The sequence below is a fragment of the Rhizobium terricola genome (assembly GCF_012927355.1).
Classification (GTDB): Bacteria; Pseudomonadota; Alphaproteobacteria; order Rhizobiales; family Rhizobiaceae; genus Allorhizobium; species Allorhizobium terricola.
The window spans coordinates 804,086-830,057 of the sequence record NZ_JABBGK010000001.1; the positions used below are offsets into that span (position 1 = coordinate 804,086).

A 25,972-nucleotide genomic window follows, 5' to 3' on the forward strand; every position below is an offset into this window, starting at 1 on the left:
TCCCTGGTGGCGAAGCGGTCGTCGCCGCGGCTCAGATCATTTCAAGGGGGACCTTGTGGTCCGGCGGCGGGAAGGTGGCGTCGAGGGTTGCCCAATCCTCCTCGGAAATCTCGAGGTCCGCGGCGTCGCGGTTTTCGCGGACGCGCCTGAGGTTCGCCGATTTGGGGATGGCGATGACGCCGTCGCGTTCGAGGAGGAAGGCGAGCGCGACCTGGGCGGGGGTCGCCTGATAGGCCTTGGCGATGCGGATCAGCTCGGGATGGTGGACGAGGCGACCCTGTTCGATCGGGGAATAGGCCATGAGGGCGACGCCATGCGACTGGCACCAGGGGAGAAGGTCGTATTCGACGCCCCGGCGCGAGAGGTTGTAGAGCACCTGGTTGGCCGCGCAGTTTTCGCCGCCGGGCAGGGCGAAGAGCTCCTCCATGTCGGCCGTGTCGAAATTGGAGACGCCCCAGGCGCCGATCTTGCCGGCGGCGCGCAGCTCCTCGAAGGCGGCGACGGTGTCGGCGAGCGGATGGTCGCCACGCCAGTGGAGAAGGTAGAGATCGAGACGATCCGTGCCGAGCCGCTTGAGGCTGGCCTCGCAGGCGGCGATCGTTCCGGTGCGGCTGGCATTCCACGGATAGACCTTGCTGACGAGGAAGACCTCGTCGCGGCGGTCTTCGAGCGCCTTGCCGACGATCAGTTCCGCTCCGCCTTCCGCATACATTTCCGCCGTGTCGACCAGCGTCATGCCGAGATCGAGGCCGAGCCTTATGCTGTCGATCTCCTCGTTGGCGCGGGCCCGGGTTTCGCCCATCTGCCAGGTTCCAAGGCCGAGCGCGGGGACGGCGATGCCGTTCGGCAGGGTGACGGTCGGTATCGGATCGTGCATCATGGCTCCTTGTCGGTGCTGGTTTCCAAGCTTAGCCGAGCCGCCTTAGGTTTCAATCCTTTGACGATTGCCATGGTGACAAAACTCCGGTGGCCGAAGCGCGGCGTCGCCCCTATGTTGGCGCCGAATTTCTGGAGTGAGGCTTTTGGACACCGCGACCCTTTCCGCCCTCGTGACCTTCGCGTTTGCGACCTCGATCACGCCTGGACCCAACAACATGATGCTGTTCGCATCCGGGGTGAATTTCGGCTTCCGCCGGACCATCCCGCACATGTTCGGCATCGGCGTCGGTTTCCTGTCGCTGCTGATCGGCGTCGGGCTCGGGCTCGGCGCGCTGCTGGCGACCGTGCCGGTCATCTACACGACACTGAAGATCGCCGGCGGGCTCTATCTTCTCTACATCGCCTGGAAGATCGGATCGTCCCGGACGCTCGGCGAAGGCAAGACCAGCGGACGGCCGATGACCTTCCTCGGCGCGGCCGCCTTTCAGTGGGTCAATCCCAAGGCCTGGGTGATGGCGGTGACGGCCATGGCGGTCTATGTCGATCCGACGCATTACCTGTGGAGCGTCGTGGTCGTCGGGCTGGTGTTTGCCGCGGTCAACCTGCCGAGCGTGTCGACCTGGGCCGGCTTCGGCTCCGTGCTGCGCGACTGGCTGTCCGTGCCGGTGCGGCTGAAATGGTTCAACATCACGATGGCTGTGCTGCTCGTCGCCAGCCTGTGGCCAATGCTGAAATAGGTCAATTCTCCACTATTGCTAAGCGGCGGGGCGTGCATAAGACTATGCGGCAACGACGAGGAAGAGTGAATTGCCCGAGCATCGCCACGATCACCATGACCACGGCCGTCATGACCATGAGCATGACCACAGCCATGACCATGAGCACCATCACGACAACCACTATTCCGACATGCAGGCCCGGGTCCGCGCGCTCGAAACCCTTTTGACGGAAAAGGGCCTGATCGACCCGGCGGCGATCGACGCGATCGTCGAGACCTACGAGACCAAGGTTGGGCCGAGAAACGGCGCGCATGTCGTGGCGAAGGCCTGGACCAATCCCGCCTTCGCCGAATGGCTGCGCGTCGATGCGACGGCGGCGATCGAGAGCCTCGGCTATACCGGCCGGCAGGGCGAGCACATGCGGGCGGTGTTCAACACGCCCGGCACCCACAACATGGTCGTCTGCACGCTGTGCTCCTGCTATCCGTGGTCCGTGCTCGGGCTGCCGCCCGTCTGGTACAAGGCACCCGCCTATCGTTCGCGTGCGGTCATCAATCCGCGGGCGGTGCTTTCCGAATTCGGCGTGACGCTGAGCCCGGAAACGCAGATCCGGGTGTGGGATTCGACGGCCGAACTGCGTTATCTCGTGGTTCCGGAACGGCCTGCCGGCACCGAGGGCTGGGACGAGGCTGCCCTTGCGGCACTCGTCACGCGCGATTCGATGATCGGCACGGGGCTGGCGCTTGCCGTGGGGGACGGCCAGTGAACGGGCCGCACGACCTCGGCGGACAGATGGGGTTCGGGCCGGTGGCGCCCGAAATCGACGAGCCGCTGTTTCATGCCGAATGGGAAAAGCGAGCGCTCGGGCTGACGCTCTCCTGCGGTGCCTTCGGGGCCTGGAACATCGACGAGAGCCGCCACGCGCGGGAAAACATTCCGCCGGCGCAGTATCTGTCGGCAAGCTATTACGAGATCTGGATCCGGGCACTCGAGACGCTTCTGGAACGGCACCGGTTTGCCACCCGCGAGGAGATGGAAACCGGTCGCCCCATGCATCCGAGTGCGGAGCCGAAGCGGGTGCTGAAGGCGGACATGGTGGCGGGCGTGCTGGCGCGCGGCGGACCCTGCGACCGACCGCTCCACACCGAGCCGATGTTTGCCGCGGGAGACGTGGTGAGAACGAAGAACTTCCACCCCGAGACCCATACGCGGCTGCCGCGTTACGCCCGCGCCAAGCGGGGCGTGGTCGAGGCGGTGCAGGGCAGCTTCGTCTTTCCCGACGACAACGCCCATGGGCGGGGCGAAAATCCCCAATGGGTCTATACGGTGGTCTTCGACGCGGCCGAGATCTGGGGCGAGGGCGCCGATCCGACGCTGACCGTGTCGATCGACGCCTGGGAGAGTTATCTTGAGCGCGTGTGAGGTTTCCTCGCCGCTGGCCGCTTCGCCCGGGCTGCCGAAGTCGGCCGAGGGCGATCCGGTGTTCGGTGAGCCCTGGCAGGCCCAGGCCTTCGCGATGACGGTGCACCTGCATGAACGCGGGCTGTTCAGCTGGAGCGAATGGGCGGAAACGCTTTCGGGCGAGCTGCACAAGCCGGAGCGCGCCGAAGACGGTTCCGACTATTTCGACGGCTGGGTCGCGGCGCTCACCACGCTGCTCGCGGTCAAGGGGCTCGCCGATCCGGAAACGGTGCTTGCCCTGCAGGAAAGCTGGAAGCGGGCCGCCGAGGCGACGCCGCATGGCAGCCCGATCGTGCTCGATAACGACCCGCTGCGCTGACGCTCAGATCCGCGGTTTGGGATCAAGCGGGAACATCTTGAAATAGGGCTCCGCCTCGCGGAGCACCCGGGCAAAGGACGGCCTCTCCTTGAGGCGGCCGAGATAGTCCTTTAGCTTCGGTGTGGTGTCGTCGAGCGGGCAGACGGTGTCGGCGTAGAAGAGTGCGGGTGCGGCAGCGCAGTCGGCCAGCCCGAAGGCCTTGCCCACGGCCCAGCCGTCGGGCGGCAGGCGCGTTTCCATGAAGGCATAGGCGGCGGCGATGTCGGTGCGGGCCTGGACGACGCCGATCGCGTCATGGCCGTCGGCGGGGCGGAAGACGTCGAGCACGATCTTCTGCATGGGGAGCTGGAGCATGTCGTCGAACAGCCGGTCCCACATGCGGGACTGCCAGGCGAGATCGGGATCCTTCGGAACGAGCGGGGCGACAGGACCGGCAAAGGCTTCCAGATAGTCGATGACGGCGGCCGATTCGGCGATGGTGGCGTTTCGCTCGGTGTCGACGAGGACCGGAAACTTCATCGGCGGCCAGACCTTGCGGAAGTCTTCCCGGGACGTCTCGTCGCCGAGGTCGACGAGCACGGGCTCGAAGGGGATGGCGTTTTCGTAAAGCGCGATCAGGACCTTCCAGCAGAAGGACGCGAGCGGATGGTAATAGAGCCTGAGGGTCATCGTCTGTTCTCCGTCGCGGGTCCGGTATCGGCCGGTCACATATCGAACTGACGATAGCACTCATCGGCGACCTGCTGCATCCGGTCGCGCGAGATTTCCCCGGTGACTGCGTAACCGACCGCTCCGTCGATCCAGTAGAAGGTCTCCAGCCCGTCATCGCTCGCATAGCGGAAACTGGTTTCGCGGTTCTCGTCGTTGCGGCCGACCAGCACCGTTATCCTTTCCCCGGCGGTATCCTCGTACATCAGCAGGGCGCCCGGCCGGCCGCTGACGGGGACCAGGCGGCCGCCGACGAGTTTCATGCCGAGGTTCGACAGATCCGGAATGCGCATCGGGTGATCGAGGCGCTTGCCGAGCCATGTGGCAAGATGATCCTGCTGGTCGGCGCCGACCTCGACCGGGTGACGGATGTCGCTCGCGTAGATGAGGAAGGCCGAATGCGACTGGTCGGAAAGCGTCGCTTCGGTGAGTTGTGCCCGGTCCGTATCGAGGAGCGGAGGGGCGAACCGGCCAACGCCGATCCCGCCGACGAAGAGAAGGATGGCGGCGGCGGTGCGGGCAAGCGGGCCGGCGAGGAAACGGCGCGGCCGTGCCGGACGGCGGGCGCCGGAGAGGAGTGCCAAATCGGCTTCGCTTACGGTCTCGTCGCCGGGAAAAAGCGAGCGGATGGCGGCATTCTGGGCCTGCCAGTCGGCGACGCGAGCCCTGTCTTCCGGATGCGCGGCGAGCCAGGCCTCGACCTCGGCGCGGCGTGCCGCGTCCAGCCGGTCGTCGGCATAGGCGTGCAGGTCGTTCTCGTCGACGGTCTTCATGGTCTCGGTCATTTCGGTCTCCGCAGGGCAACGATGTTCTTTTCGGCGAGCACGTCGCGCAGGCGCCCGCGAGCGCGGGAAAGGCGCGACATGACGGTGCCGATCGGCACGCCGAGCATGTCGGCGACCTCCTGATAGGCATAGCCTTCGACGACGACCAGCATCAGCACGGCGCGGTGCTCGTCGGGCAGGCCGTCGAGGGCGGCGCGCAGGCGGTCGCGTTCGAGCGGGTCGTCCGAGGGCGCCGATGACGGGATGTCGGCCGCCTCGTCCAGATCGACGACGGGATGGCGCCGCTGCCGGCCGGCGCGGTTGCGGTGAAGATTGGTCATGATCGTGTAGATCCAGGCCTTCAGATTGACGCCGCGCCAGCTCGCCTGGCGGGCAAGCGCGGTTTCCACGCAATCCTGGAGCAGGTCGTCGCTTTCGGCTCGCGAGCGGGTAAGGCTGAGCGAATAGCGCCTCAGGGCCGGAAGCAGCGAGAGCATGTCCCGTTCGAACGGGCCGCCGCCGGGCGCAGATGCGCCCGACATGCGGTCCTTGTCCTCAGGGCCTTGCGGCATGCCAGACACCTTTCACGCCGTCGCCGGTCGCGTCGCCCATCTTCTTGTCGTTGATCCAGAAGTAGAGCGGCATGCCGTTCAGAGCCCATTGCTTGGATCCGTCCTTGCGGTCCACCAGCGAATATGCACCGTCCGCCTTGGCACCGGAAGTGGCGATGAAGGGCGGCCAGTTCTGGGCGCAGGCGTCGTAGCAGTTCGACATGCCCTTCTTGTCGTTCTTGAAGGTATAGAGGGTCATGCCGTTGTCGGCGGCGATGACCTTGCCCTTGGCGCTGTCGACGGTCTTGACCGGGGCGGCAAAGGCGGTGCCGGCAAGAGCGGCGAGCGCTACCAGGGCGGACGAAAGGACGAGGCGGGTTCTCATGGGAATATTCCTCCGGGTTGCGGCAGGCATCGTCTCGATCCTGCCTGCAGCTTAGACACCGAAGGGTGCCGGTTTATTCCCTGCATCGCGGAAAATTTCTCCCCGCCCAAGATCCGGCCGTCGCCTTGCCAAGGCGCGGGAATCCTGCCAAGCACCGATGCATGCAATTCGCACCCCAGCAGGACGAAGCCCTGAAGGCCGTTTCGACATGGCTGAAGGAGGGCAAGCAGCCGGTTTTTCGCCTGTTCGGTTACGCCGGAACGGGCAAGACGACGCTTGCGAAGCATTTTGCCGAGCATGTCGACGGCGACGTGCTGTTTGCCGCCTTCACCGGCAAGGCGGCGCAGGTCTTGCGCTCACGCGGCGCATCCAACGCCAAGACCATTCATTCGCTGATCTATCGGCCGCGTGGCGAGGAAGCCGTCGAGGACGAGGAGACCGGCAAGACCTCGATCGCCCCGATGTTTTCCATTAACCGGCAAAGCCCGGTGGCCAAGGCGGCGCTGATCGTCATCGACGAATGCTCTATGGTCGACGAACAGCTCGGCCGTGACCTGATGAGCTTCGGGACGCCGATCCTCGTGCTCGGCGATCCGGGGCAGCTGCCGCCGGTGTCGGGCGGCGGTTTCTTCACCGACCAGGAACCGGACTACCTGCTGACGGACATCCACCGGCAGGCGCGCGACAACCCGATCATCCAGCTCGCCATGCATGTGCGTGAGGGCAAGGAGATCATGTATGGCGATTACGGAACCGCCAAGGTGATCTCCAAGAACGAGGTGACGCAGGATCTGGTTCTGGGAGCGGACCAAGTGCTGGTCGGGACCAACAAGACGCGCCGGCGCTACAACAAGCGCCTCAGGGAACTGAAGGGCTTCACGGTCGACTACCCGCAGGCCGGCGACAAACTGGTGTGCCTCCGGAACGATCAGGTGAAGGGGCTGCTCAACGGCTCGCTCTGGCAGGTGATGACCTCGTCGCGCGAGACGGTGAAGCCGGGGATCAACCTCTTGATCAAGCCGGAAGACGACGACATGGATCGCGGCGCGGCCAAGATCAAGCTGCTGAAGGCTGCCTTCGAGGATGTCGAGACGGAAATCCCGTGGTCGACGCGCAAGCGTTACGACGAATTCGACTACGGCTATGCACTCACCGTGCACAAGGCCCAAGGTTCGCAGTGGAACGACGTCGTGCTGTTCGACGAGAGCTGGGCGTTTCGCGACACCCGCGAACGGTGGCTTTATACGGCGGTGACCCGCGCGGCGGAGACGCTCACCATCGTGCGGTGAGCGTCCGTTGCTCCGAGGCGGCTTACGGCTTCAGGGTGATCAGTGCCATGACGACGTCACGCTCACCTTTGCCGGAGGCGGTCGCAATGTCGACCAGCGACTTGCCCGGCTCTGCGGCGGTCAGACCTTTTTCCTTCAACGCGGCGATGAACACTTCTTCCGTTTGCCCGAAGAGTGGCGCGGCGGTTGCGGGCGTTGCGTGCGTCACAAGCGAGATCATTGCCATTTGCGGGTTTCCGCCGGCGCCGGCGCCGGTCAGGGCAGGCCAGGCGAAGACGAGGCCGGCGACCAGAGACACCGCAAGGGCGATCGCCATCGGCAGACGCTTGAAATACATCAGGAACGGACGCCAGTTCTTCCAGACATGCAGCACGAAGGGCAACACGAGGACCAGGCTCAGCCATTCGTGCATTTCGCGGAATGCGGCCGTGCCGACATGGAAGAAGAGGGCAATACCGGAGATCAGTGAAACGAGAAAAAGACCCGTGGTGAAGGGGGTGGCATAGCGGGAGAGGAAGGAAGGCATCGGGAGGACTATCTTTGCTTGTTGCGTTCGTCCCACAGCTAGATCCGCAACCGGGCAAAGTCCCGTTAAATCTCCGTCATCTTTGACAGAGTTCAAGTTGCCGGAACGTCACGACGCCACGATCCCGAGCAACACCGCCTTGGCCACCGCCTGGAAGCGGTTATGAGCCTCGAGCTTGCCGATAATGTCGGCCTCGAGATCGGCGACTTCCGTACTGGTCATCGACAGGGCGCGGGCGAGACGCAGGGGCGTGTAGCCCTCTGCCATCAGTTCCAGGCATCTTTTTTCGTCGCTCGTCAGATTGGTTCGATGGCGCGGGCTTGCACGGCCGTCGGCGTCATCGTCCTGCATGTCATGCGCGAGCAGCGTGGTGATCTGCTGCAATTGACGATGGATGGTGGATAGGCCGGCTGTCAGTTCGCGGCGCCGCGCCAGCAGGGCCGTCTCGAAGATGTCTTCGGCCTCCTGGGGCGAGAGTGCCGATTTCAGCGTTTCCATCAGCTCCTGGATCACCGCGACCGGCATGCCGATCTCGCGGCAGGCGTTCACAAGCGCCATTCGGGTGATGTCGGCATGGGTGTAGACGCGCATCAGGCCGATGCGTCTCGCCGCGATCAGGCCCTTCTCCTCATAGAAATGCAGGGTGCGGTGGGTGACGCCGAAGAGATCTGCCATTTCGGCGATCGCGATGGGCTCGTCCGGCAGGTCGCGGGGCAGGGGAATGTCGGGCAGGTACAAGGCCGCGGCATGCATGCCGTCGACCGGATTGCCGTCGCTCTGCAGATATTTCGATCCGTCCGCCATGACCTCCCCTTGTCCAGCGTGTCTTCAGGTCTGCGAGTCTGTCGGTCCCTTCCTTGTGGCCCTGTGCTGTCGTCCCCTCGAAGCCTGAAGCCATCCCCTTTGCGGCTCCTGCCTCGTCCCTTCTTGCTGCATGCGCCATTTGAAGTTGCGCTTGTGCTTATTCTTGGAGCCAGACTAGTCGTCTTATCCGCGTTTGGCAAATCACCGTTGGTCTAAGGTTTTCGATCAGAAAGCCCGTGTTGTCAGGGCGAGAAGGTCCGACAGGTCGGTGATGAAGACCGGTAGCCTGCGGGGGTGGGCAAGCCGCTGCTGATGCCGGCTCGCTTCGAGATACGCGTCATGCGAGTTTTCCAGCTTGTACAGGTAGGTCGCTTCCAGGCAGTCCATCAGGACGGACGACAAACCTCGGCAACGGCAGAATGCGTAGACCTCTCCATTCAGGGTCATGGTTTCGGCAATGAACTGATGCGCAAACCCCGCGATGTGGCGGCTTCCCTCGGTTCCCGCCGGACGGGTGCGGTGAAAGACGAGCTGTCCTGTCGCCGCATGCATGAGCGTTGCGCCAAGCGGCCGGCCGGTGTTGCCGGCATCGACGGTCAGATGGAAATCAAGGTGCGGATTGGAGCCGCGGCCCTTCGATTGAGCGGGGGCGATCGTGAAGCCGGGCAGCTGTTCGAACGCAAGCCGGATGGCATTTTCGAAGATCCTGGCGCGCCAGTCGCCTTCGCCCGCGCGTTCGATCTGGATGCGCGGCAGGCCGTTCAAATCCTTGTCCGGTCCGTAAGCGCCCGACGTTGCCAGTTCGGGAGCCGACTGCGTGTCGAATTCGAGATGGATCGGTTCGGCAAGCGCGGCCGGCTTCGTCCACGTCCGCGCCGCACCGGCCGAATCGGCCGGGCGCCGGACGGCGGAAACGGTCTCATAGACGGGTACATAGCTTCCGAGCGGGATGCGGATGCGCAGTGTCTCGTTGCGGCCTTCGTCTGCGTAATACATGTTGATGAGGCGGCGGAGCTTGCCTGCCTGAACCCTGACCAGCGGATCGACGCCCGGATCGAAGCTGCCATCTCGGCTGAAGACATCGACGCCGATCGTGTAGCCCTTGAGCTGGCTCGCGAGCCCGAGCTGTTCCATCTCCACGACGAACTTCAGAAAGGCGCGCAGCCGCTCGGACCGCGCGAAGGTCTGGCTTTCGAGGATGCGCGCGAGCGCCAGCCTGACCCTGTCGCCTTCAATGCGCCTGACGTCGGACATTGCAACTCCATTCGGCTCTGCTGCGACCAGTGCGGGAGGCCGGCCGGCCAGTCGGCCCGGCCGTTCATCGGCAGCGCGGATCTGGCGGCGCATCGGTTCGGATGGCGCACTCTAGCGAGCGTGACGGATCTCACAAACGAAAAGTTGTGAAAGTCACACAAGATCTGTAGCAATCCCCTCAATTTCAGGAGGGCGATTGCCAGCGGACGGCATCGCGGCCGATCCATCAAGGACGTCAATGGGATCATGCGCGATTCTCGTTGGCCTTCGCGGCGGCGATCGCCTAAATGAAGGGTCTGACCTGTTGCCCACCCATGGAAGACCGTCGATGCCCGCCAAGCTTTCCGTCAATCTCAATGCCATCGCCATGCTGCGCAATCGTCGCGAACTTCCCTGGCCGGACGTCGCGCAGTTCGGTCGGATCGCGCTCGAAGCGGGTGCCAGCGGCCTTACGGTTCATCCGCGCCCGGACCAGCGGCATATCCGCTTTACCGACCTGCCGGTGCTCAGAGCGTTGATCGACGATTCGTTTCCGCAGGCCGAGTTCAACATTGAGGGCTATCCGACCGAGGAGTTTCTGCAACTGTGCGAGGCGGCCGAGCCTGAACAGGTGACGCTGGTGCCCGACGATCCGACCCAGGCGACGTCGGACCACGGCTGGGATTTTGCCGGCAACCGGTCTTTTCTCACCGACGTGGTTTCGCGACTGAAGGCCAAGGGCATGCGGGTCTCGCTGTTTGCCGACGGTGACGGCAATGCGGAGGCGATGCACGCGGCGCGCGAGACGGGCGCCGACCGGGTCGAGCTCTATACCGGTCCCTATGGCGGCTGCTACGACGATCCGGAACGGGCCAAGGTGGAGATCGACCGGCTCGGACGGACGGCGGATGCCGCCTTTGCGGTCGGGCTCGCGGTCAATGCCGGCCATGACCTGACGGTCGCCAATCTGCCGGCATTGATGAAGCGCATCCCGAACCTTGCGGAAGTGTCTATCGGGCACGGCCTGACGGCCGATGCGCTGGAATTCGGCATGGCCGAGACGGTGCGCCGCTTCCGCCGGGCCTGCGGGCAGGCGGTCTGACGGACGTCCGGCGCCGCGAGCCGCGCCGGACGATCTTCGCTTATATCTCAGCCGAGGGCGGCCTTGTTGGCTTCGAGGAAGCTCTTCAGGTCACGCGGTGTCTTGCCCGAAAGGGATTTCACGTCATCGGTGACCGCATCGAAGCCGCCGGCGCGCGCATTGGCTTCGAAGGAGATCAGCATCGGGATCAGGAATTCCGGCACGCCTGCGCCCTTCATGCCGCCGGCGAGCTGTTCGTCGTTGAGATGCACCACGGAGAGGGGCTTTCCGGAGACCTGGCTGACGAGGGCGGCGATTTCCTCGGTCGTCAACGCGACGGTCCCGGTCAGCGTGTAGACGGCGTTTCCGGCTTCCTGCTTCACGAGACCGCCGGCGATTGCTGCGGCGATGTCAGCGCGGGCGACATAGGCGTTGCGACCGTCTGCCGCCGACGAGTACCAGTGGCCGGAGCCAAGCGCCTGCGGCACGCTCATGAACAGGTTCTCCATGTACCAGCCGTTGCGGAAGAAGGTGTAGGGGATGCCGCTGTCCTTGATCGCCTGCTCGGTTCCGGCGTGATCGGGTGCGAAGCTGACGAGGCTCGTCTCGACCTTCGGCAGCGAGGTGTAGAAGATGCGGCCGACACCGGTGGCCTTGGCGGCGGCAACAGCCACGCTGTGCTGTTCGAGGCGGCGTCCCGGGCGGTCGAGGGCGTCAGTGGAGATGATCAGCAGCCGGTCGATGCCGGCAAACGCGCTGGCGAGGCTAGAGGCATCGTCAAAATCGGCGCGGCGGGTTTCGACGCCTTTCGCTGCGAGGTCGGCAAGCTTGGCGGTATCGCGGCTGGCGGCGACGATGTCGGAGGGGCTGACCTTCTGGTCCTCCAGAAGGCTCTGGATGACGAGGCGGCCGAGATGGCCGGAAGCGCCGGTGACGAGGATCTTGCTCATGTTACTTCCCTTCAGCGATGGGGCGGGAGGTGCCGCCGAATAAATACGTGCTCTCAAAATGAGAGTAGCGCTAAAATGGGAATTGACGCAGCGCTGTAAAGAAGGCAGTTTTTGGTGCCTACCTTATCAATCGGGAACTGCCATGACCGTCGCCATCACCGGATTTGTCGCCAAGATCTCCGCCTATGGGGGTGACGGACCGTCGCTGGAAAACTGCCCGGTGCGCACGGTCATCGACCATATCGGCGGAAAATGGTCCACGCTGATCCTCCTGGCGCTTTCGGAAAAGCCCTATCGTTTCGGGGAGTTGCGCCGGCTCGTGCCGGATATTTCGCAGCGCATGCTGACGCAGACGCTGCGCGATCTGGAACGCGACGGCTATGTGCTCAGGACGGTGTTTCCGACCAAACCGCCGAGCGTGGAATATCGGCTGACCGATCTCGGCCAGTCGCTGTTCAAGGCACTGTGCGGACTGCTCGACTGGGCCGAGGCGAATTACATCGCCGTGAAGGAGGCCCGCCGGAGCTTCGACGAACGCAACGGCTGAGGTTTCACGCTCAGAGATCCAGCGTCCAGGTCTGGCCGTTCAGCTCCGGTCCGAACATCCTGTGCCGTTCCTCCGCGACGAGGCGAAAGCCGGCGGAGACGTAGATGTGGCGGGCGGCGTCGAGGACGTCGTTGGTCCACAGCGTCAGCTGGCGATAGCCGGCATTGCGGGCGAAGCGGATGCACTGCTCGACCAGGAGCCTGCCGAGGCCAAGGCCCCGGGCGGCTTCATCGACGTAAAGCATGCGCAGCTTGGCGACGCCATCGCCGCCATCCATGACCAGCACCGAGCCGATGCGGACGCCGTGGCGTTCGGCGATCCAGCAGTGATCGCGCCGGGCGTCGAAGTTTTCCAGGAAACGGGCCGCGACATCGCTGACCAGGGCTTCGAACTTGCCAGTCCAGCCGAGCACATTGGCATAGAACTCCGTCTGGGACTGGATGATCCAGCCGAGATCGCCGGGGCGATGCGGCCTGAGGAGTGGCGTCGCATTGGCGGAGGAGGGGCTGATCAGCCGGGTGATCGTCGCCATCGCTTCGACCAGGCTTGCGCGCTCCGCCGGCCCGAGCGCGGCGACCATGTCGCGCAACTGGTCGCGGGAAAGCTCGCCCAGGGCTTCGAATTCAGTCCGTCCGGCGGCAGTCAGGGCGAGCCGCTGGCTGCGCCGATCGGACGGATCGGGTTCGACCTCGACGAGGCCCCGTTCGCGGAATTTCCGGAGGATGCGGCTGAGATAGGCCGGATCGAGATGGAGGTCGCGGACGAGGTCGACGGCGGCGACCTTTCCGCGGGCGCCGACCTCGTAGACGACGCGGGCCTCGGTCAGCGTGTAATCACCCTTCAGGTAGGCGCGGTCCAGCACACCGATCCGGTCGGTGTAGAACCGGTTGAAGGCGCGCATGGCTTCGATGGTTGGAAGATCGACGGTTTCGAGCATGGACGGACCTCCTGATTGGTCCGTTCCTAGCACGAGAAGTGGCTTTCCGCAATTATATAGTTGACTAAGTCAACTATACTGCAATCCGCATCGGCTCGGCTTTCAGCGCGAAATCGACGGCGGCGCGAGCATGGATCGCGGTGGAATCAAAACCGGGCAGGGCCAGCGCATCGGGGTCGAGGAGAAGGCAGATTTCGGTGCAGCCAAGGATCACGCAATCGGCGCCGGCCGCTCTGGCCTTGTCGATGATGGCGAGGTATGCGGCCCGGGCGGTTTCGGTGACCTTGCCGGCGCAGAGTTCGTCGAAGATGACGTCGTGGACGATGGTGCGGTCATCGGCATCCGGGACCAGCGGTTCGAGGCCGAGGGCGCGCATGCGGTCGGTGTAGAAGCCGTGTTCCATCGTGTAGCGGGTGGCGAGCAGCAGGGGACGACGGAAACCGGCACCTTTGATCGCGGCTGCCGTTTCGTCGATGATGTTGAGAAGCGGGATCGACAGGGGAGCGGCCACGCCATCGGCGACGAGGTGCATGGTATTGGTGCAGATCAGGATGCAGTCGGCGCCGGACCTCTGCAGGCCGAGGGCGCAATCGGCGAGGCGCTTTTCCGCCAGATCCCAGCGGCCGGCCTTCTGCAGATCGACGATCTCGGCGAAATTCACCGAATGCAGCAGCACTTCCGCCGAGGCGATGCCGCCGAGTTCCGAACGGACCATCTCATTGATCATGCGATAATAGACTGCGGTGCTTTCAAAGCTCATGCCGCCGATCAGGCCGATTGTCTTCATCTCTGTTCCCCTTGCGAATGCGAGGATTATGGCCGAGCCACCGGACAATCGGTCGGCGTTTTTCGGAATTCGCCCCAACAATCGCGCTGCCGAATTGCGCAAAAATGATAAATTGTGCATCCATGGCGCGTCAGAGTTATTTTAAGTGGGGCTGAAATGCTGGATGATCGCGATCGGAAGATTCTGGATGCGCTGCAACGCGACGCGTCGGTGCCGGTCGCCGTGCTGGCGGAAAACGTGGCGCTGTCGGCTTCCGCCTGCTCGCGGCGTATCCAGCGGCTGGAAGAGGCCGGATATATCGAACGGCGGATCGTCGTGCTGGACCGGGAGCGGGTCGGTGTGCCCACCACGGTCTTCGCCCTCGTCAAGACGGCGCATCACTCCGACGAATGGATCGAGAGCTTCCGTCGAGCGATCAGCGATCTGCCCGAGATCGTCGAGGCACATCGGTTGACCGGTTCCTACGACTACCTGCTGAAGATCGTTCTGCCGCGCGTCGAGCATTACGACGTCGTCTACCGCCGCCTGGTGAAACGGATCGAACTGTTCGACGTCTCGGCCTTCATCTCGATGGAGACGCTGAAGTCCGGGCAAGCGGTGCCGGTCGACTATGCGGTCTGAGGTCTACTCGGGCTTGGGAAGGGACCCGTCGGCCAGGCACTTCTTGAGCGGCAGGAGCTTGACGCCGTAGATGGCGGTGATGCGGCCGGCGGCGCTGTCCTGCGGGTCGGCATTGCGCTCGGTTTCGGCCTGGATGCAGCCGCAGGTGTAGCCGTAATTGCCGTTCGAGGCGACATAGTCGCCGGTCGAGATGTCGGGGAAGTTCTCCATGCCGAGCGGCTCCTCGTCGGAGCCTTGGGTCATCAGGACCCACATGCCTTCGCTGTCGTCCAGCCAGTAGTTGCCGGGGGTCGGATTCTGGATCCAGCCGCAGCGGTTTTCCTTGGCGAAGGAAAGCTGCGGGGCGACCAGAAGCGAGAGGCTGAGGGCGATGGCAAGGCGGAGCGGCTGCATGTGGTTGATCCCCATAGGCGTTTGTCGCCCATGCATAACGCCGAACCGCGCGGCGGCCAAACGCCAAAAGTGGCACAACGGCCCGTTGCGCAAAATTAAAGCCCCGGAGCTTGCGCTTCGGGGCCTTTGGCAGAGATCGTAACCGATTACTTGTCGGTCGCGACGGCACGCGAAACAAGTTCAACCGTGTGATCGGCGTTGACCTTGTAGATCTCGCGCACTTCCTCACCGTTCGGACCGTAGAAGGTGTGGAAGAAGTTGGAGCCGACCGGGGACTTTTCGAGCTGGGCCTGATGGCCGCCATAGGTGATCGAGCCCGGGATCGGCTGGATCGCGAAGGCGGACGAGGCGCCGGCGAGCGATGCGAGGACGGCGGTTGCTGCAATGATGGTCTTCATGATGTGTTGTCCTTTATAATCCAGTTGGGGTGCGGGGCAGGTTATGCCTGCCCGCAGGTGTGATCAGGTTATTCCTGGCTGGAACGCGTGCCGACCGAGACGCCGTGGTCGCCGTCGAAGCCGTAGATGGCGTTGAGGTTCTTGCCGTCGTAGCTGCGTGCACCGTTGGCCGAGATGGAGCCGACGATGGTGTTGTCGACGTAGCCGTAGGAGGACTGGGCGCGGAGATCGGGGCCGTTGGTCGGCTCGCCTGCGAAGGCGGACGAAGCGAGAGCGGCGACGACGGCGGTTGCTGCGATGATGGTCTTCATGATGGTGTATCCTTTTCAATCAGGTTGGGGGCAGGGCAGGCAGCGCCTGCCCGCCGGTGTGATCAGGTTATTCCTGGCTGGAACGCGTGCCGACGTTGACGCTACGGTCGTTGTCGAAGCCGTAGATGGCATTGAGGTTCTTGCCGTCGTACTTGTGCGAGCCGTTGGCCGAAATCGAGCCGACGGTCGTGTTGTCGACGTAGCCGTAGGACGACTGGCTGCGGGTGTCGGGGCCATTGGTCGGCTCGCCAGCGAAGGCGGACGAGGCGAGGGCGGCGACGACTGCGGTGGTTGCGATGATGGTCTTCATGGTATGTCTCCTGGATTTTCTTGCGTTCTATGATGGCTGGGTGCGCATCAATTCATCTTAGGGTTGTGTTTGCAGGGTGAATTCATCCTGCTGGGTATGCGGCGGCTACTTGTCGACGGATACCCGCGACACTAGCTCTACGGTTCGGTCCGATTTGACCTGGTAGACTTCACGCACTTCCTCGCCGTTCGGGCCGTAGAAAGTGTGGAAGAAGTTCGAGCCGACGGGCGCCTTTTCGAGCTTGGCCTGATGGCCGTTGTAGGTAATAGAGCCCGGAATCGGCTGGAGAGCGAAAGCGGCGGGGGCAGCTGCGAGGGTTGCCATCGCTGCAATGACGGCGATCTTCATTTCAAAAGTCCTTCAGCATTTTCAGTTGTCTGCAATCGAACTGTGCGGTTCGATGATCTGTATTTGGTCCCTTTCGAATGAGAATGCAAGAGCTAATTGCGCGCAATCGAACTGTATGGTTCGACCACTTGCAATCTTGTCTCGAGCCATTACGCGCTACAAAAAACTATATAATTCAATGTGATATGAAGTATTCATCTGCGTGTATCCGACGCCGAAAAAAGTTATGAATCACTACTTTCAATAAAACGTGATGCGGGTTCGGGGGGGGGTGAACGGTCTGTCATCGAAACCGGTGAAAACCGCTTGACGCGACGAGGTTCGACCATTAAACAGAACCGTACCGTACGGTACTTGAGAGATGTCAATCGTGCAGACCGAAACCGCCACCGCCGAATTCACGCCGCGCCAGAGCGCCGTACTCGCCGAAGCCCTGAGGCTTCTCGTCGAGGGCGGTGACAAGGCGTTGACGACGGCGGGCCTTGCGCGCGCGGCCAATTGCTCCAAGGAAAGTCTCTACAAGTGGTTCGGCGATCGCGACGGCCTGCTGTCGGCGATGATCTCCTACCAGGCGAGCAAGGTGCGCACCGTCGAACGGGCGGGCGAGCGGCTCACCGCGCCGAGCCTCACCGAACATCTCGAAGTTTTCGCCCATGACCTGCTGGAGGTCCTGGCCGGCGATGTGTCGCTGGCGCTCAACCGGCTGGCGATCGGCCAGACCAATCGCGACGGCTCGAAGCTCGGCACGCTGCTTCTGGAGCGCGGCCGCCGGCAGATCGATCGTCGTGCGCGTGCCCTGCTCGATGCCGGCCAGCGCGACGGACTGCTGCGTTTTTCCGATGGCGAGGACGCCTATCGGACCCTCTACGGCCTGATCGTCTCGGACATGCATGTGCGCATGCTGCTCGGCGACAAGCCGCAGACGAAGAGTTTCTCTGCCCGGGCGGAGAAGGCGGTCAACGCCTTCCTGATCCTCCACGGCACGGAAAAAGTTCTGGCCGGCCGCGACGGGACGACCCGTTCCGGCTCGCCGGCAAACGACATTCACCACAACCGACAAGCATAGGGAAGGAACATACAATGCGCGTCTATTACGATCGTGATGCCGATCTCAATCTCATCAAGTCCAAGAACGTCGTCATCGTCGGCTACGGCTCCCAGGGCCGCGCCCATGCGCTCAACCTCAAGGATTCGGGCGCGCAGAACGTCGCGATCGCGCTGAAGGCCGGTTCGCCGACCATCAAGAAGGCCGAAGCCGACGGCTTCAAGGTCATGACGGTTGCCGACGCCGCCAAGTGGGGCGACCTCATCATGATGGCCACCCCGGACGAACTGCAGGCCGACATCTACAAGGCCGATATCGCCGGCAACATCCGTGACGGCGCAGCGATTGCGTTCGCCCACGGCCTCAACGTTCACTTCGGCCTGATCGAGCCGAAGGCGACCCTCGACGTCGTCATGATCGCGCCGAAGGGCCCGGGCCACACCGTTCGCGGCGAATACCAGAAGGGCGGCGGCGTTCCCTGCCTCGTTGCCGTTCACCAGAACGCTTCGGGCAACGCGCTGGAACTCGCGCTCTCCTACGCCTGCGGCGTCGGTGGCGGCCGTTCGGGCATCATCGAGACCAACTTCCGCGAAGAATGCGAAACCGACCTGTTCGGCGAGCAGGTCGTTCTCTGCGGCGGCCTGGTCGAACTGATCCGCGCCGGTTTCGAAACCCTGACCGAAGCCGGTTACGCTCCGGAAATGGCCTATTTCGAATGCCTGCACGAAGTGAAACTGATCGTCGACCTGATCTATGAAGGCGGTATCGCCAACATGAACTACTCGATCTCGAACACTGCAGAATGGGGCGAATACGTCACCGGCCCGCGCATCATCACCGCCGAGACCAAGGCCGAGATGAAGCGCGTCCTGCACGACATCCAGACCGGCAAGTTCACCTCGGACTGGATGCAGGAATACCGCGCCGGTGCGGCCCGCTTCAAGGGTATCCGCCGCATGAACGACAGCCACCAGATCGAGGAAGTCGGCACGAAGCTCCGCGCCATGATGCCCTGGATCGGTAAGAACAAGCTGGTCGACAAGGCTCGCAACTAATTGCGGCTTGCCGATCCCGGTCATCCGGGTCTGTGCGCCTTCGGCGTCACGGGATCGGCAAGAACAAGCCGGTCGACAAGGCTCGCAACTAAGGTCATGGCTTGCCGATCCAGGCATCTTCTTGATGCGTGCCTGCGGCGACGCGGGGGATCGGGAAGAACTCCGGGGGCAAGGCTCGCCCGGCAGGCTGTCGAGCGACATGGCAATACGAAAAGAAATCCCCGGCCCAAAGGCCGGGGATTTCTTGTTGCCGGCGGTGGATGGTCGCGTCAGGCGGGCTTCAGTCTCGCCGTGGCGACGCGGACGGTAAACAGCAGCATTCCGAGGATGGTGAGCAGCGAACCGAGGATCGCCGGGCCCTCGGTGATGTCGAGGACGGCCAAGGCAATGCCGGGGATGAAGATCCAAAGGCCGGTCGTGGCGACAGCAACGTGGGTCCTGGCCAGCCGCGTTGCAGCGACGGTCGGCACGCCATGGTAAAAGAGACCATAGATCGCCATCGATACCCAGCCGACCAAGTTGAGATGGGCGTGGACCGTCAACAGCGAGTGGTCGTGCGATGCGGCCATGAAGATGCCCATCGCCATTCCGGCGAGCGCATAGATGGTGGCCGATAGAAAACAGAAATATGCCATTCCGCGCATGGGTCTAACTTTCCTGGTTCGTATTTAAACGTTAGGCGATTTCCTAAATACCTGTCTGAATTCGCATAACGGTCCTCTGGACGAGAGCGTCGTCTGCGGGGCGAAGCGAATCCGCTCGGAAGGGACCCGCGGCGGTTTTCACTGCGGGTCATGCCAGCGGGCGATCAGTGGCCGGCGGGCGGCAGCATCTCGATGCCGTAGCGGCGTGCGGTCTCGGTCAACAGCGCCACATCGGGCTGACCCATAGGCGGGAAAACGGTCGTTCCGGACGCGACCGGCTCGCCAATCGCCAGGAAGAAGTTTTCGTGGAACCCGCCCGGCAGGTTGATGATCAGCATCTTCGAGGGTGTTTCTGCCGGATTGCGGAAGGCATGCACCTGACCGGGTTCGACATAGGCAAATTCGCCGGGTTGGCAGCGGCGCCAGGTGTCCCCGAGCAGGAAATCGAATTGCCCTTCGGTGACCAGGAAGGCCTCGGCGTCGTCCTGGCGGTGCGGCGGAGCGCCGGCGCCCGATGCGGTCAGGCACTCGACGATCGTAAAGCTGCCGGCGGTTTCGGCGGCACGCGCCCGGAAAGTCAGGAGGCTGCCGAGAAAATGCAGGGTCCGGGGTTGATCGGCGTGGTTCGCCCCGGCTGTCGATGCTCCTTCATTCATGTTGCTTCTCCTTGAGTGTTTGATACACTTAGCTCGTAATGAGATTGTTGTCTCATAATGAGGTGCGTATGAGCAGTCAAGAGAAAAGTTTCGAGCGAATCAACCAGAAGAGGAGAACGCGGGCGGAGCTGCTGCGTGCAGCCCGCGAACTGACCGAAAAAGGCGGGTCGCCATCGGTGGCCGAGGTTGCCGACCATGCCGGTATCTCGCGTGCCACCGCCTATCGATACTTCTCGACACCCGACGAGATGATCCGCGAGGCGGTGCTGGATGCGGTGGCCAATAGCATCCGTCTGGAAGATGCCGGTCCCGACACCACGCCCATGCCGGTCGATCAACGGCTGCAGGCCCTTGTCGGCCGTGTCTTCGCCATGCTCCGGGACAACGAGACGACGTTTCGGGCCTTCCTGGCCGGCACGGTGACCGGCCGAAGCCAGGTGAAACGCGGCGCCCGCCGTCTCGGCTGGCTTTCCGAGGCGCTCGATCCGCTGCGTGCCGAGATACCGGCGGCCGATTTCCAGCGGCTGGTCTACGGGCTTTCGCTGATGACCGGCATCGAAACCCTCGTGGTGCTGAAGGACGTCTGCTCGCTGGACGACGCCGAGGCCGAAGAGGTCACGCTGTGGGCGGCAAGGACGCTGCTGGCGGGCGTCCTCAGCGCAAGGTCGGAGTGACCCCCACACCTTCGTAAGCCGCGCAGGGCAGGGATCCACTCGGCCCCGAGCGAAGGTGCCGATCCCGTGACGCCTGTTCACCGGACGTGGCAACGAGACGTGACATCGAGCGGACCGCCAGGCAGGCGACCGAATTTTCCGCCTCGGCCCGTTATTCCCTAGCAGCCGCTTTCGGCCCGGATCGACTGGATGAAGTTGCGGCCGTCGCGTTCGGTCGTTCTAACCGTCGCCCGGCCGTCGCATCGACCGGCGGTGCTGGTGAAGGTGTAACGCACGGCGAACCGATCGGCCCCAAGCGCCTTCACAGACTGCAGGCGCAGCGGTTCGGGGAGGCTTCCGTAGAACCGGCGAAGCGCTTCGGGAGAGAAGGGGCCGGTCCGCGTCTTTTCCGGGATGACAAATCCGGCGGCGAGCTTGCCGTCACCGGTTTCCAGCGCACGGTAGAAGGCCTCGACCACGGTTTGAGCGGTGCCGTAGCCGGCCGTCGGATCCGCAGTCTCATCGTCTGGCTCGATCGCGGTCACCCAGGCGACGAGGGGCCGGTGGTGGTGGCCGGTCATGGCGGGCGTCGGATCGCGCAGGCTGACGGTCACGCGTTCATCGCGCAGCGCCTGCATGTCCCTGGAGGTCTCTTCCGTCTCGACAAGCTGCACTTCGTCAAAGCGATAGGAGGGATCGGCGAAGTCGGCGTCCCCGGTCAGGCAGATGTCTTCGTCGAGGGTCAGGACATAACCCGGTTCGGGCGTATCGCCCTTCTGGACGTCCTCGAAGTTCGGAGCGCCGGCAAAGATACGGTGGGTGAGAAGCCCCGTCAGGCGTTCGGGCTCGCCCTTGCTAACGTCGAAGCAGCCGGCAAGCGACGGGCCGCCGGAAGTGAGAAGGAGGAGGCCGCAGAGGAGCAGCTTGTGCATGGCGGGGCCCTGGCGTTCACGAGATCTGCGGAACACTAGCAGAATGGCATTTGCCGGCACCAGTCCCAACGCGCGACCGTTTCGACGCCCTGATGCGGTGCTGGCGCCTCGCGTCCGTTCAGGCGCGGCGACGGCCAGCGCGGTCCTTGAGGTCTACATCGTCTGCATGGCGGACGCGGTCGCGGCCCTCGGCCTTGGCGGCGTAGAGGGCAGCGTCGGCCAGCGACAGCAGGCCTTGCTCCGTCGCGACCTCGTCGTGTTTCTTGCTGGCGATGCCGAGGCTCGCGGTAATCGCAGCGGGCTTGCCAGGCAGATGCGAAAGATTGATCGTGCCGATGAGGATGCGCATGCGCTCGGCGACCAGTCTCGCCGTGCGGGCATCGGTGTTCGGCAGCAGCAGGGCGAATTCCTCGCCGCCGTAGCGGGCAATGACGTCTGTCGCGCGCACACCGCTTTCGATCATCGCCTTGCCGACCGCCGTCAGGCAGGCGTCGCCGGCGAGATGGCCGTAAGTGTCGTTGAAGCGTTTGAAGTGATCGACGTCGATCAGCACGATCGAGAAGGGCTGGCCGCTCCCGTTGGCGTTGGCGAGAAGCTCGGCGAAGCTGCGGTCGAGATGGCGGCGGTTCGGCAGGCCGGTCAGGCCGTCCGTCAGGGCGTGACGGGCGAGACGTTCGTTGGCGTTGCGAAGCTCGGTATTGGTCTTTTCGAGCTGCCCAAGAAGCTGGGTGCGTTCCATGTCGGCTTCCATCTGGCCGAGACGCAGGCCGATCAGGCGGCGGAGATAGGCGAGCTGGAAGAGCACGAACATTACGGCGATCGGCACCATCAGGTAGTCGCCCTGGGCGACCGTCATGCCGAGCAGCATCGACAGCATTAGACCGGACTGGGAGAGCGCCGGCAGCGGCGCCATGTAGGCGCGTGAGCTGGCCGACTGGATCATGACGCAGCCAACGGTCAGGATCGTCACGCGCGCCTCGGGCGACGCGTCGACGAGCAGCAGGCTGAGGCACAGGCCCCACAGGAAGCCTGAGCTTGCCGCCGCCACCCAGAAGATCGAAAGCCAACGGTCGAGCGAGGCGTTCGGACCGCGACGGACATAGGCGCGATAAAGGACGTAGCGCGACAGGAGCTGGAGTGCGAGGGCGAGGACGGAGCCGGCGAGATAGGCCGGCGGACCCATGAGATAGGTGTTGAAGATCGTCAGCAGTATAGCCACGGCGGCCATGACATGCGGCCAAATCTCGAAAAGATCATCGAGCACAGACCAGCAATAGTGATCGGCGCCGTATTCGCGGCCAATCAGGGATTGCAGAAATGGATTTTGCGGTGCTGACATAAGATCGCGTCATTGGTCTCTTGTGTTGCCCTTTGTTTATTGCGCATTTCTAAACAAATTCCTCCGATTTAAGGGTGTGCGTCAGAAAATCACAGGTGAAATCTGACCATTTTTGACACATGCGACCGAAGTATTCGTTTTGTTGCTTCCTTTTGAACTGATCTTGCGCGGATGGGTTTCTCGTCATGGAATTTGTTGCGCGTCACGATAGGTCAGTAATGTTGACATATCGAGTGCCCTGTGGTCAGCTTCACGCATCCAAAAAGACCATTCGAGGAAATGCCGATGCTGAATTGGGACCATATCTTCGCCACGCGTTCGAGCCGGATGCGGGCTTCCGAAATCCGCGAGCTGCTGAAGCTGCTCGACCGTCCGGACATCATTTCGTTCGCCGGCGGCATTCCGGACCCGGCGCTCTTTCCCGACGAGGAATTCAAGGCGGCCTATGCCGACATCTTCGGAGGCGAGCAGGGCAAGGCGGCGCTGCAATATTCGGTGAGCGAAGGCTACAAGCCGCTGCGCGAATGGCTGCAGTGCGAGATGGCCAAGATCGGCGTGCCGTGCAGCGCGGACAACATCTTCATCACCTCCGGATCGCAGCAGGCGCTCGACTATCTGGGCAAGCTCTTCCTGTCACCGCGCGACACGGCGCTGGTCAACTGGCCGACCTATCTCGGCGCCTTGCAGGCATTCAACGCCTACGAGCCGAACTATGATCAGCTGACGCTGGGCAACCGGACGCCCGAGAGCTACCGGACGGCGGCCGAGAAGCTCGGCGGCGCGGTGAAATTCGCCTATCTGTCGGCGGATTTCGCCAATCCGACCGGCGAGACGGTCGACCGGGCAGGGCGCGAGCGGCTGCTCAAGCTGGCCGAGGAGCTCGACATCGCGATCATCGAGGATGCCGCCTACCAGTCGCTGCGTTACGACGGCGAGCCGGTGCCGCCGATTCTGGCGCTCGAAATCGCCGAGAAGGGCTCGATCGAGGAGACGCGGACGATCTATTGCGGGAGTTTTTCGAAGACGCTCGCGCCGGGGCTGAGGGTCGGCTTCGTCGTCGCCGCGACGCCGGTCATCCGCAAGCTGGTGCTGATGAAGCAGGCGGCGGACCTGCATTCGTCGTCGATCAACCAGATCGCCATCGCCCATGTCGCCGAGCGTCATTTCGATGCGCAGGTGGCGAAGATCCGCAAGGCCTACAGTGCGCGGCGGAACGCCATGCTTGCGGCCCTCGAACGCTACATGCCCGCCGGCACCGTCTGGACGCGGCCGGAGGGCGGCATGTTCATCTGGGTGACGCTACCGGAGGGGATCGACGGCGCCGAGCTTCTCGCCCGTTCGGTCGAAACCGAGAAGGTCGCTTTCGTGCCGGGCCAGGCCTTCTTCGCCGACCGCTCGGGCGCCAATACGCTGAGACTGTCGTTCTCCTGCGCCAACGAGCAGATGATCGACGAAGGCATCAAGCGCCTCGGCCGGCTGGTCGGCGGGGTAGGTGCGATGGCGGCGGCCTGAACAGGGCATGGCGCGCCGGACACCCATCACCGGCGGTTATCGAGCCGCCGGGGACGGCCTGCGGGGAGCGGCGGTCCTGCCTATGACTTAAGAGGCCGGATCGCCTTCGAACGGCAGGTTCAGGTGCCGCGTGATGCCGATCGCCTGCAGGAAGGCCGTGTCGTGGCTCACCACCAACAACGCGCCGTCATAGGCCCGCAGCCCCGCCTCGACAGCTTCGATCGAGTCGATGTCGAGGTGGTTCGTCGGTTCGTCGAGGATCAGCAGTGGCGGCGGCGACATTCCGCCGACGACGCAGGCGAGGCCGGCGCGCAGGCGCTGACCGCCCGAGAGATCCGAGACCGTTTGTAGGGCGGCGTCGGCCCGGAACATGAAGCGCGCCAAAGCCGCCCGGCAGGTGTTGTCGTCGGCGCCCGGGTTGAGGCGTCGGAAGTTGGCGAGGATCGACGCCGAGGTATCTAGCAGCCCGACCTGCTGGTCGAGCATGGCGAAGCCGACCCTGACGCTCACATGGCCGGACAACGGCGCCAGCCGGCCGGTGATCAGGCCGAGAAGCGTTGTCTTGCCCACGCCGTTCGGTCCGCAGATCGCGATGCGTTCGGGGCCGGTGACGGAGAAGGAGAGGTTCTTCAGGATCGGGGCATCGGCCGCGTAGCCGGCGCTTATCTCGGAGACCTCGAGAACGGTGCGGCCGGCGGGGAGGCCGGTCGATGCGAGCGTCACCGACAGCGGCGCGAGCACTTCGATGCGGGCGCGGGCCGCGTCGGCGGCGATCCGAGCCTCGGATTGCCGGTCTTCCGCCAGCCGGGCGTTGTTGCCGCTTGTTGCCTCGCTGCGCATCTTCAGGCCGCCGGCCAGGATGCGGGGCATATCCCCCTTCAGCGCCTTTTTCCTTCCGACGCGATCCTTGCGGGCCTTGCGTTCCGCCGTCTGCCGGGCGCTGCGGGCGAGGTCGTCGAGCCGCCGCTCCGCCTCGTCGAGGTCCTTTCTCGATGCGGCGAGCTCGAGGGCCTTTCTCTCGCGGTAGAGGCTCCAGTTGCCCCCGTAGCGTGTCACGCCGAGCGACGTCAGTTCGATGATCGCGTCCATCGTGTCGAGCAGATCACGGTCATGGCTGACGACGATGGCGCCTTTGGGCCAGCTCGCGAGAAGGTCGATCACCCGCTTGCGCCCTTCGCCGTCGAGATTGTTGGTCGGCTCGTCGAGGAGGATGAAGTCGGGCTCATCGAATACGAGGGCGGCGAGGGCGGCGCGGGTCTGCTGACCGCCGGACAGCGCGGTAAGCGGTGTCCGAGGTTCGGCATCGAGCCCCATTCCGCCGAGGGCCGTTTCGATGCGGGTTTCGAGTGTCCAGTCTGCTCCGGCCAGTTCGTCGGCGGTGGCGTTCCCGGCATCGGCACGTCGAAGGAGGTCGAGGGCTTCCCGGGCGCGAAAAAGGTCGGCCACGGTTTCTTCAGGGCCGACCGCGAGCGATTGCCTGAGCCAACCGACGGTACCGCCGACGGCGACGGTTCCGGTGTGAGGGACGAGGTCCTGTGCAATCAGCCTCAGGAGCGTGGTCTTGCCCACACCGTTGCGACCGACGAGGCCGGCGCGTTCGGCGGTGAAGCTGAGATTGCAGTCGGAAAGGAGGGCGCGCCCGTCAGGCGTGGACCAGGCGAGATGGGAAAGCGTGATGGTGGCGGACATGGATATCGGGTCTCCGGAGGCAAATGCGGGCGGGCTTTGCGTTCGGGAGGAAATCCATGGCGGCACACATCCTGTGAGAGACGAGATCGACCCCAATCTAGTCATCGAGGGGCCGGGTAGCAAGGC

33 protein-coding genes are annotated in these 25,972 nt (G+C 63.8%); 12 read left to right on the top strand and 21 right to left on the bottom strand.

The window, feature by feature from the left end:
- Positions 1-31: 31 nt before the first annotated feature.
- Positions 32-877 carry an aldo/keto reductase gene (locus HHL25_RS03710; RefSeq protein WP_169587389.1) on the bottom strand — a complete coding sequence of 282 codons (846 nt, stop codon included), beginning with the start codon at positions 875-877 and terminating at the stop codon, positions 32-34.
- Positions 878-1,022: 145 nt separating this feature from the next.
- On the opposite strand from HHL25_RS03710, the gene HHL25_RS03715 reads away from it, so the two are divergent.
- From HHL25_RS03715 to HHL25_RS03730, 4 genes are all read left to right on the top strand, one after another.
- Positions 1,023-1,616, top strand: a complete 594-nt coding sequence (locus tag HHL25_RS03715; protein WP_169587390.1) for a LysE family translocator — start codon at positions 1,023-1,025, stop codon at positions 1,614-1,616.
- Positions 1,617-1,686: 70 nt separating this feature from the next.
- Positions 1,687-2,364 (top strand): nitrile hydratase subunit alpha, encoded by a 678-nt coding sequence (gene nthA / locus HHL25_RS03720; RefSeq protein WP_246701679.1) that lies wholly within the window; start codon positions 1,687-1,689, stop codon positions 2,362-2,364.
- Positions 2,361-3,020, top strand: coding sequence for a nitrile hydratase subunit beta (gene nthB / locus HHL25_RS03725; protein WP_169587392.1), 660 nt, complete (start codon positions 2,361-2,363; stop codon positions 3,018-3,020). The genes nthA and nthB overlap by 4 nt, the downstream gene beginning before the upstream one ends.
- Positions 3,007-3,378: a nitrile hydratase accessory protein gene (locus tag HHL25_RS03730; RefSeq protein WP_169587394.1), complete on the top strand. Its 372-nt coding sequence runs from the start codon at positions 3,007-3,009 to the stop codon at positions 3,376-3,378. Before nthB ends, HHL25_RS03730 begins: the two co-directional genes overlap by 14 nt.
- Positions 3,379-3,381: 3 nt before the next feature.
- On the opposite strand, the gene HHL25_RS03735 is transcribed toward HHL25_RS03730, so the two are convergent.
- The 4 genes from HHL25_RS03735 to HHL25_RS03750 are packed head-to-tail and all read right to left on the bottom strand — an operon-like array spanning position 3,382 to position 5,786.
- Positions 3,382-4,047, bottom strand: coding sequence for a glutathione S-transferase family protein (locus HHL25_RS03735; protein WP_169587396.1), 666 nt, complete (start codon positions 4,045-4,047; stop codon positions 3,382-3,384).
- Between the two features lie 35 nt (positions 4,048-4,082).
- Positions 4,083-4,871, bottom strand: a complete 789-nt coding sequence (locus HHL25_RS03740; protein WP_169587398.1) for an anti-sigma factor family protein — start codon at positions 4,869-4,871, stop codon at positions 4,083-4,085.
- Complete coding sequence (locus HHL25_RS03745) at positions 4,868-5,422, bottom strand: RNA polymerase sigma factor (RefSeq protein WP_169587399.1); 555 nt, start codon at positions 5,420-5,422, stop codon at positions 4,868-4,870. Before HHL25_RS03745 ends, HHL25_RS03740 begins: the two co-directional genes overlap by 4 nt.
- Positions 5,406-5,786 carry a COG4315 family predicted lipoprotein gene (locus HHL25_RS03750; RefSeq protein WP_169587401.1) on the bottom strand — a complete coding sequence of 127 codons (381 nt, stop codon included), beginning with the start codon at positions 5,784-5,786 and terminating at the stop codon, positions 5,406-5,408. Before HHL25_RS03750 ends, HHL25_RS03745 begins: the two co-directional genes overlap by 17 nt.
- A 161-nt stretch (positions 5,787-5,947) precedes the next feature.
- Between HHL25_RS03750 and HHL25_RS03755 the strand changes: the two genes are divergently transcribed.
- Complete coding sequence (locus HHL25_RS03755; RefSeq protein WP_169587403.1) at positions 5,948-7,075, top strand: ATP-dependent DNA helicase; 1,128 nt, start codon at positions 5,948-5,950, stop codon at positions 7,073-7,075.
- A 22-nt stretch (positions 7,076-7,097) separates the two neighbouring features.
- Here HHL25_RS03755 and HHL25_RS03760 read toward each other — a convergent pair whose 3' ends face one another.
- From HHL25_RS03760 to HHL25_RS03770, 3 genes are all read right to left on the bottom strand, one after another.
- Entirely contained in the window at positions 7,098-7,601 is a 504-nt protein-coding gene (locus tag HHL25_RS03760) for a DUF4405 domain-containing protein (protein WP_169587405.1), read from the bottom strand.
- Positions 7,602-7,709: 108 nt separating this feature from the next.
- Positions 7,710-8,405: a MerR family transcriptional regulator gene (locus HHL25_RS03765; RefSeq protein ID WP_169587406.1), complete on the bottom strand. Its 696-nt coding sequence runs from the start codon at positions 8,403-8,405 to the stop codon at positions 7,710-7,712.
- Positions 8,406-8,630: 225 nt separating this feature from the next.
- Complete coding sequence (locus HHL25_RS03770) at positions 8,631-9,659, bottom strand: hypothetical protein (protein WP_169587408.1); 1,029 nt, start codon at positions 9,657-9,659, stop codon at positions 8,631-8,633.
- A gap of 328 nt (positions 9,660-9,987) precedes the next feature.
- Between HHL25_RS03770 and HHL25_RS03775 the strand changes: the two genes are divergently transcribed.
- Positions 9,988-10,740: a pyridoxine 5'-phosphate synthase gene (locus tag HHL25_RS03775; RefSeq protein WP_169587410.1), complete on the top strand. Its 753-nt coding sequence runs from the start codon at positions 9,988-9,990 to the stop codon at positions 10,738-10,740.
- 47 nt (positions 10,741-10,787) lie between these two features.
- On the opposite strand, the gene HHL25_RS03780 is transcribed toward HHL25_RS03775, so the two are convergent.
- Positions 10,788-11,669 carry an SDR family oxidoreductase gene (locus HHL25_RS03780; RefSeq protein ID WP_169587415.1) on the bottom strand — a complete coding sequence of 294 codons (882 nt, stop codon included), beginning with the start codon at positions 11,667-11,669 and terminating at the stop codon, positions 10,788-10,790.
- A gap of 142 nt (positions 11,670-11,811) precedes the next feature.
- Here HHL25_RS03780 and HHL25_RS03785 point away from each other — a divergent pair, with 142 nt between their 5' ends.
- A complete protein-coding gene (locus HHL25_RS03785) occupies positions 11,812-12,216 on the top strand; it encodes a winged helix-turn-helix transcriptional regulator (protein WP_169587417.1) in 405 nt (134 codons plus the stop codon).
- A gap of 10 nt (positions 12,217-12,226) precedes the next feature.
- Here the strand turns inward: HHL25_RS03785 and HHL25_RS03790 are convergent, their stop codons facing one another.
- Both HHL25_RS03790 and HHL25_RS03795 read right to left on the bottom strand, forming a co-directional pair.
- Positions 12,227-13,153 carry a bifunctional helix-turn-helix transcriptional regulator/GNAT family N-acetyltransferase gene (locus HHL25_RS03790; RefSeq protein ID WP_169587419.1) on the bottom strand — a complete coding sequence of 309 codons (927 nt, stop codon included), beginning with the start codon at positions 13,151-13,153 and terminating at the stop codon, positions 12,227-12,229.
- A 73-nt stretch (positions 13,154-13,226) separates the two neighbouring features.
- Positions 13,227-13,940, bottom strand: a complete 714-nt coding sequence (locus HHL25_RS03795; RefSeq protein ID WP_169587421.1) for an aspartate/glutamate racemase family protein — start codon at positions 13,938-13,940, stop codon at positions 13,227-13,229.
- Positions 13,941-14,096: 156 nt separating this feature from the next.
- On the opposite strand from HHL25_RS03795, the gene HHL25_RS03800 reads away from it, so the two are divergent.
- Positions 14,097-14,561: an Lrp/AsnC family transcriptional regulator gene (locus HHL25_RS03800; RefSeq protein ID WP_169587423.1), complete on the top strand. Its 465-nt coding sequence runs from the start codon at positions 14,097-14,099 to the stop codon at positions 14,559-14,561.
- Positions 14,562-14,564: 3 nt separating this feature from the next.
- On the opposite strand, the gene HHL25_RS03805 is transcribed toward HHL25_RS03800, so the two are convergent.
- From HHL25_RS03805 to HHL25_RS03825, 5 genes are all read right to left on the bottom strand, one after another.
- Positions 14,565-14,954 carry a DUF4087 domain-containing protein gene (locus HHL25_RS03805; protein ID WP_169587425.1) on the bottom strand — a complete coding sequence of 130 codons (390 nt, stop codon included), beginning with the start codon at positions 14,952-14,954 and terminating at the stop codon, positions 14,565-14,567.
- A 146-nt stretch (positions 14,955-15,100) separates the two neighbouring features.
- On the bottom strand, positions 15,101-15,352 hold the full coding sequence (locus HHL25_RS03810) for a hypothetical protein (protein ID WP_169587427.1): 252 nt from the start codon (positions 15,350-15,352) through the stop codon (positions 15,101-15,103).
- 68 nt (positions 15,353-15,420) lie between these two features.
- Complete coding sequence (locus tag HHL25_RS03815; RefSeq protein ID WP_169587429.1) at positions 15,421-15,663, bottom strand: hypothetical protein; 243 nt, start codon at positions 15,661-15,663, stop codon at positions 15,421-15,423.
- Between the two features lie 67 nt (positions 15,664-15,730).
- Complete coding sequence (locus HHL25_RS03820) at positions 15,731-15,973, bottom strand: hypothetical protein (protein ID WP_169587431.1); 243 nt, start codon at positions 15,971-15,973, stop codon at positions 15,731-15,733.
- Between the two features lie 105 nt (positions 15,974-16,078).
- Positions 16,079-16,321 (bottom strand): hypothetical protein, encoded by a 243-nt coding sequence (locus HHL25_RS03825; protein WP_169587433.1) that lies wholly within the window; start codon positions 16,319-16,321, stop codon positions 16,079-16,081.
- Positions 16,322-16,691: 370 nt separating this feature from the next.
- Between HHL25_RS03825 and HHL25_RS03830 the strand changes: the two genes are divergently transcribed.
- A complete protein-coding gene (locus HHL25_RS03830; protein ID WP_315853019.1) occupies positions 16,692-17,387 on the top strand; it encodes a TetR/AcrR family transcriptional regulator in 696 nt (231 codons plus the stop codon).
- Between the two features lie 14 nt (positions 17,388-17,401).
- Positions 17,402-18,421, top strand: a complete 1,020-nt coding sequence (gene ilvC / locus HHL25_RS03835; protein ID WP_169587437.1) for a ketol-acid reductoisomerase — start codon at positions 17,402-17,404, stop codon at positions 18,419-18,421.
- Between the two features lie 269 nt (positions 18,422-18,690).
- Here ilvC and HHL25_RS03840 read toward each other — a convergent pair whose 3' ends face one another.
- The gene (locus tag HHL25_RS03840) at positions 18,691-19,065 is read right to left on the bottom strand and encodes a hypothetical protein (protein ID WP_169587439.1); all 375 of its coding nucleotides are present in this window, start codon (positions 19,063-19,065) and stop codon (positions 18,691-18,693) included.
- A 164-nt stretch (positions 19,066-19,229) separates the two neighbouring features.
- Entirely contained in the window at positions 19,230-19,721 is a 492-nt protein-coding gene (locus HHL25_RS03845; RefSeq protein ID WP_169587441.1) for a cupin domain-containing protein, read from the bottom strand.
- A 68-nt stretch (positions 19,722-19,789) separates the two neighbouring features.
- On the opposite strand from HHL25_RS03845, the gene HHL25_RS03850 reads away from it, so the two are divergent.
- Positions 19,790-20,395 (top strand): TetR/AcrR family transcriptional regulator, encoded by a 606-nt coding sequence (locus HHL25_RS03850; protein ID WP_169587443.1) that lies wholly within the window; start codon positions 19,790-19,792, stop codon positions 20,393-20,395.
- Positions 20,396-20,553: 158 nt separating this feature from the next.
- Here HHL25_RS03850 and HHL25_RS03855 read toward each other — a convergent pair whose 3' ends face one another.
- Positions 20,554-21,306, bottom strand: coding sequence for a hypothetical protein (locus HHL25_RS03855; protein WP_169587445.1), 753 nt, complete (start codon positions 21,304-21,306; stop codon positions 20,554-20,556).
- Positions 21,307-21,424: 118 nt separating this feature from the next.
- Entirely contained in the window at positions 21,425-22,645 is a 1,221-nt protein-coding gene (locus tag HHL25_RS03860) for a GGDEF domain-containing protein (protein WP_169587447.1), read from the bottom strand.
- Between the two features lie 285 nt (positions 22,646-22,930).
- Here HHL25_RS03860 and HHL25_RS03865 point away from each other — a divergent pair, with 285 nt between their 5' ends.
- Positions 22,931-24,157 (top strand): aminotransferase-like domain-containing protein, encoded by a 1,227-nt coding sequence (locus tag HHL25_RS03865; protein WP_169587449.1) that lies wholly within the window; start codon positions 22,931-22,933, stop codon positions 24,155-24,157.
- A gap of 87 nt (positions 24,158-24,244) precedes the next feature.
- Here HHL25_RS03865 and HHL25_RS03870 read toward each other — a convergent pair whose 3' ends face one another.
- Positions 24,245-25,846, bottom strand: coding sequence for an ABC-F family ATP-binding cassette domain-containing protein (locus tag HHL25_RS03870; RefSeq protein ID WP_169587451.1), 1,602 nt, complete (start codon positions 25,844-25,846; stop codon positions 24,245-24,247).
- Positions 25,847-25,972 lie beyond the last annotated feature (126 nt).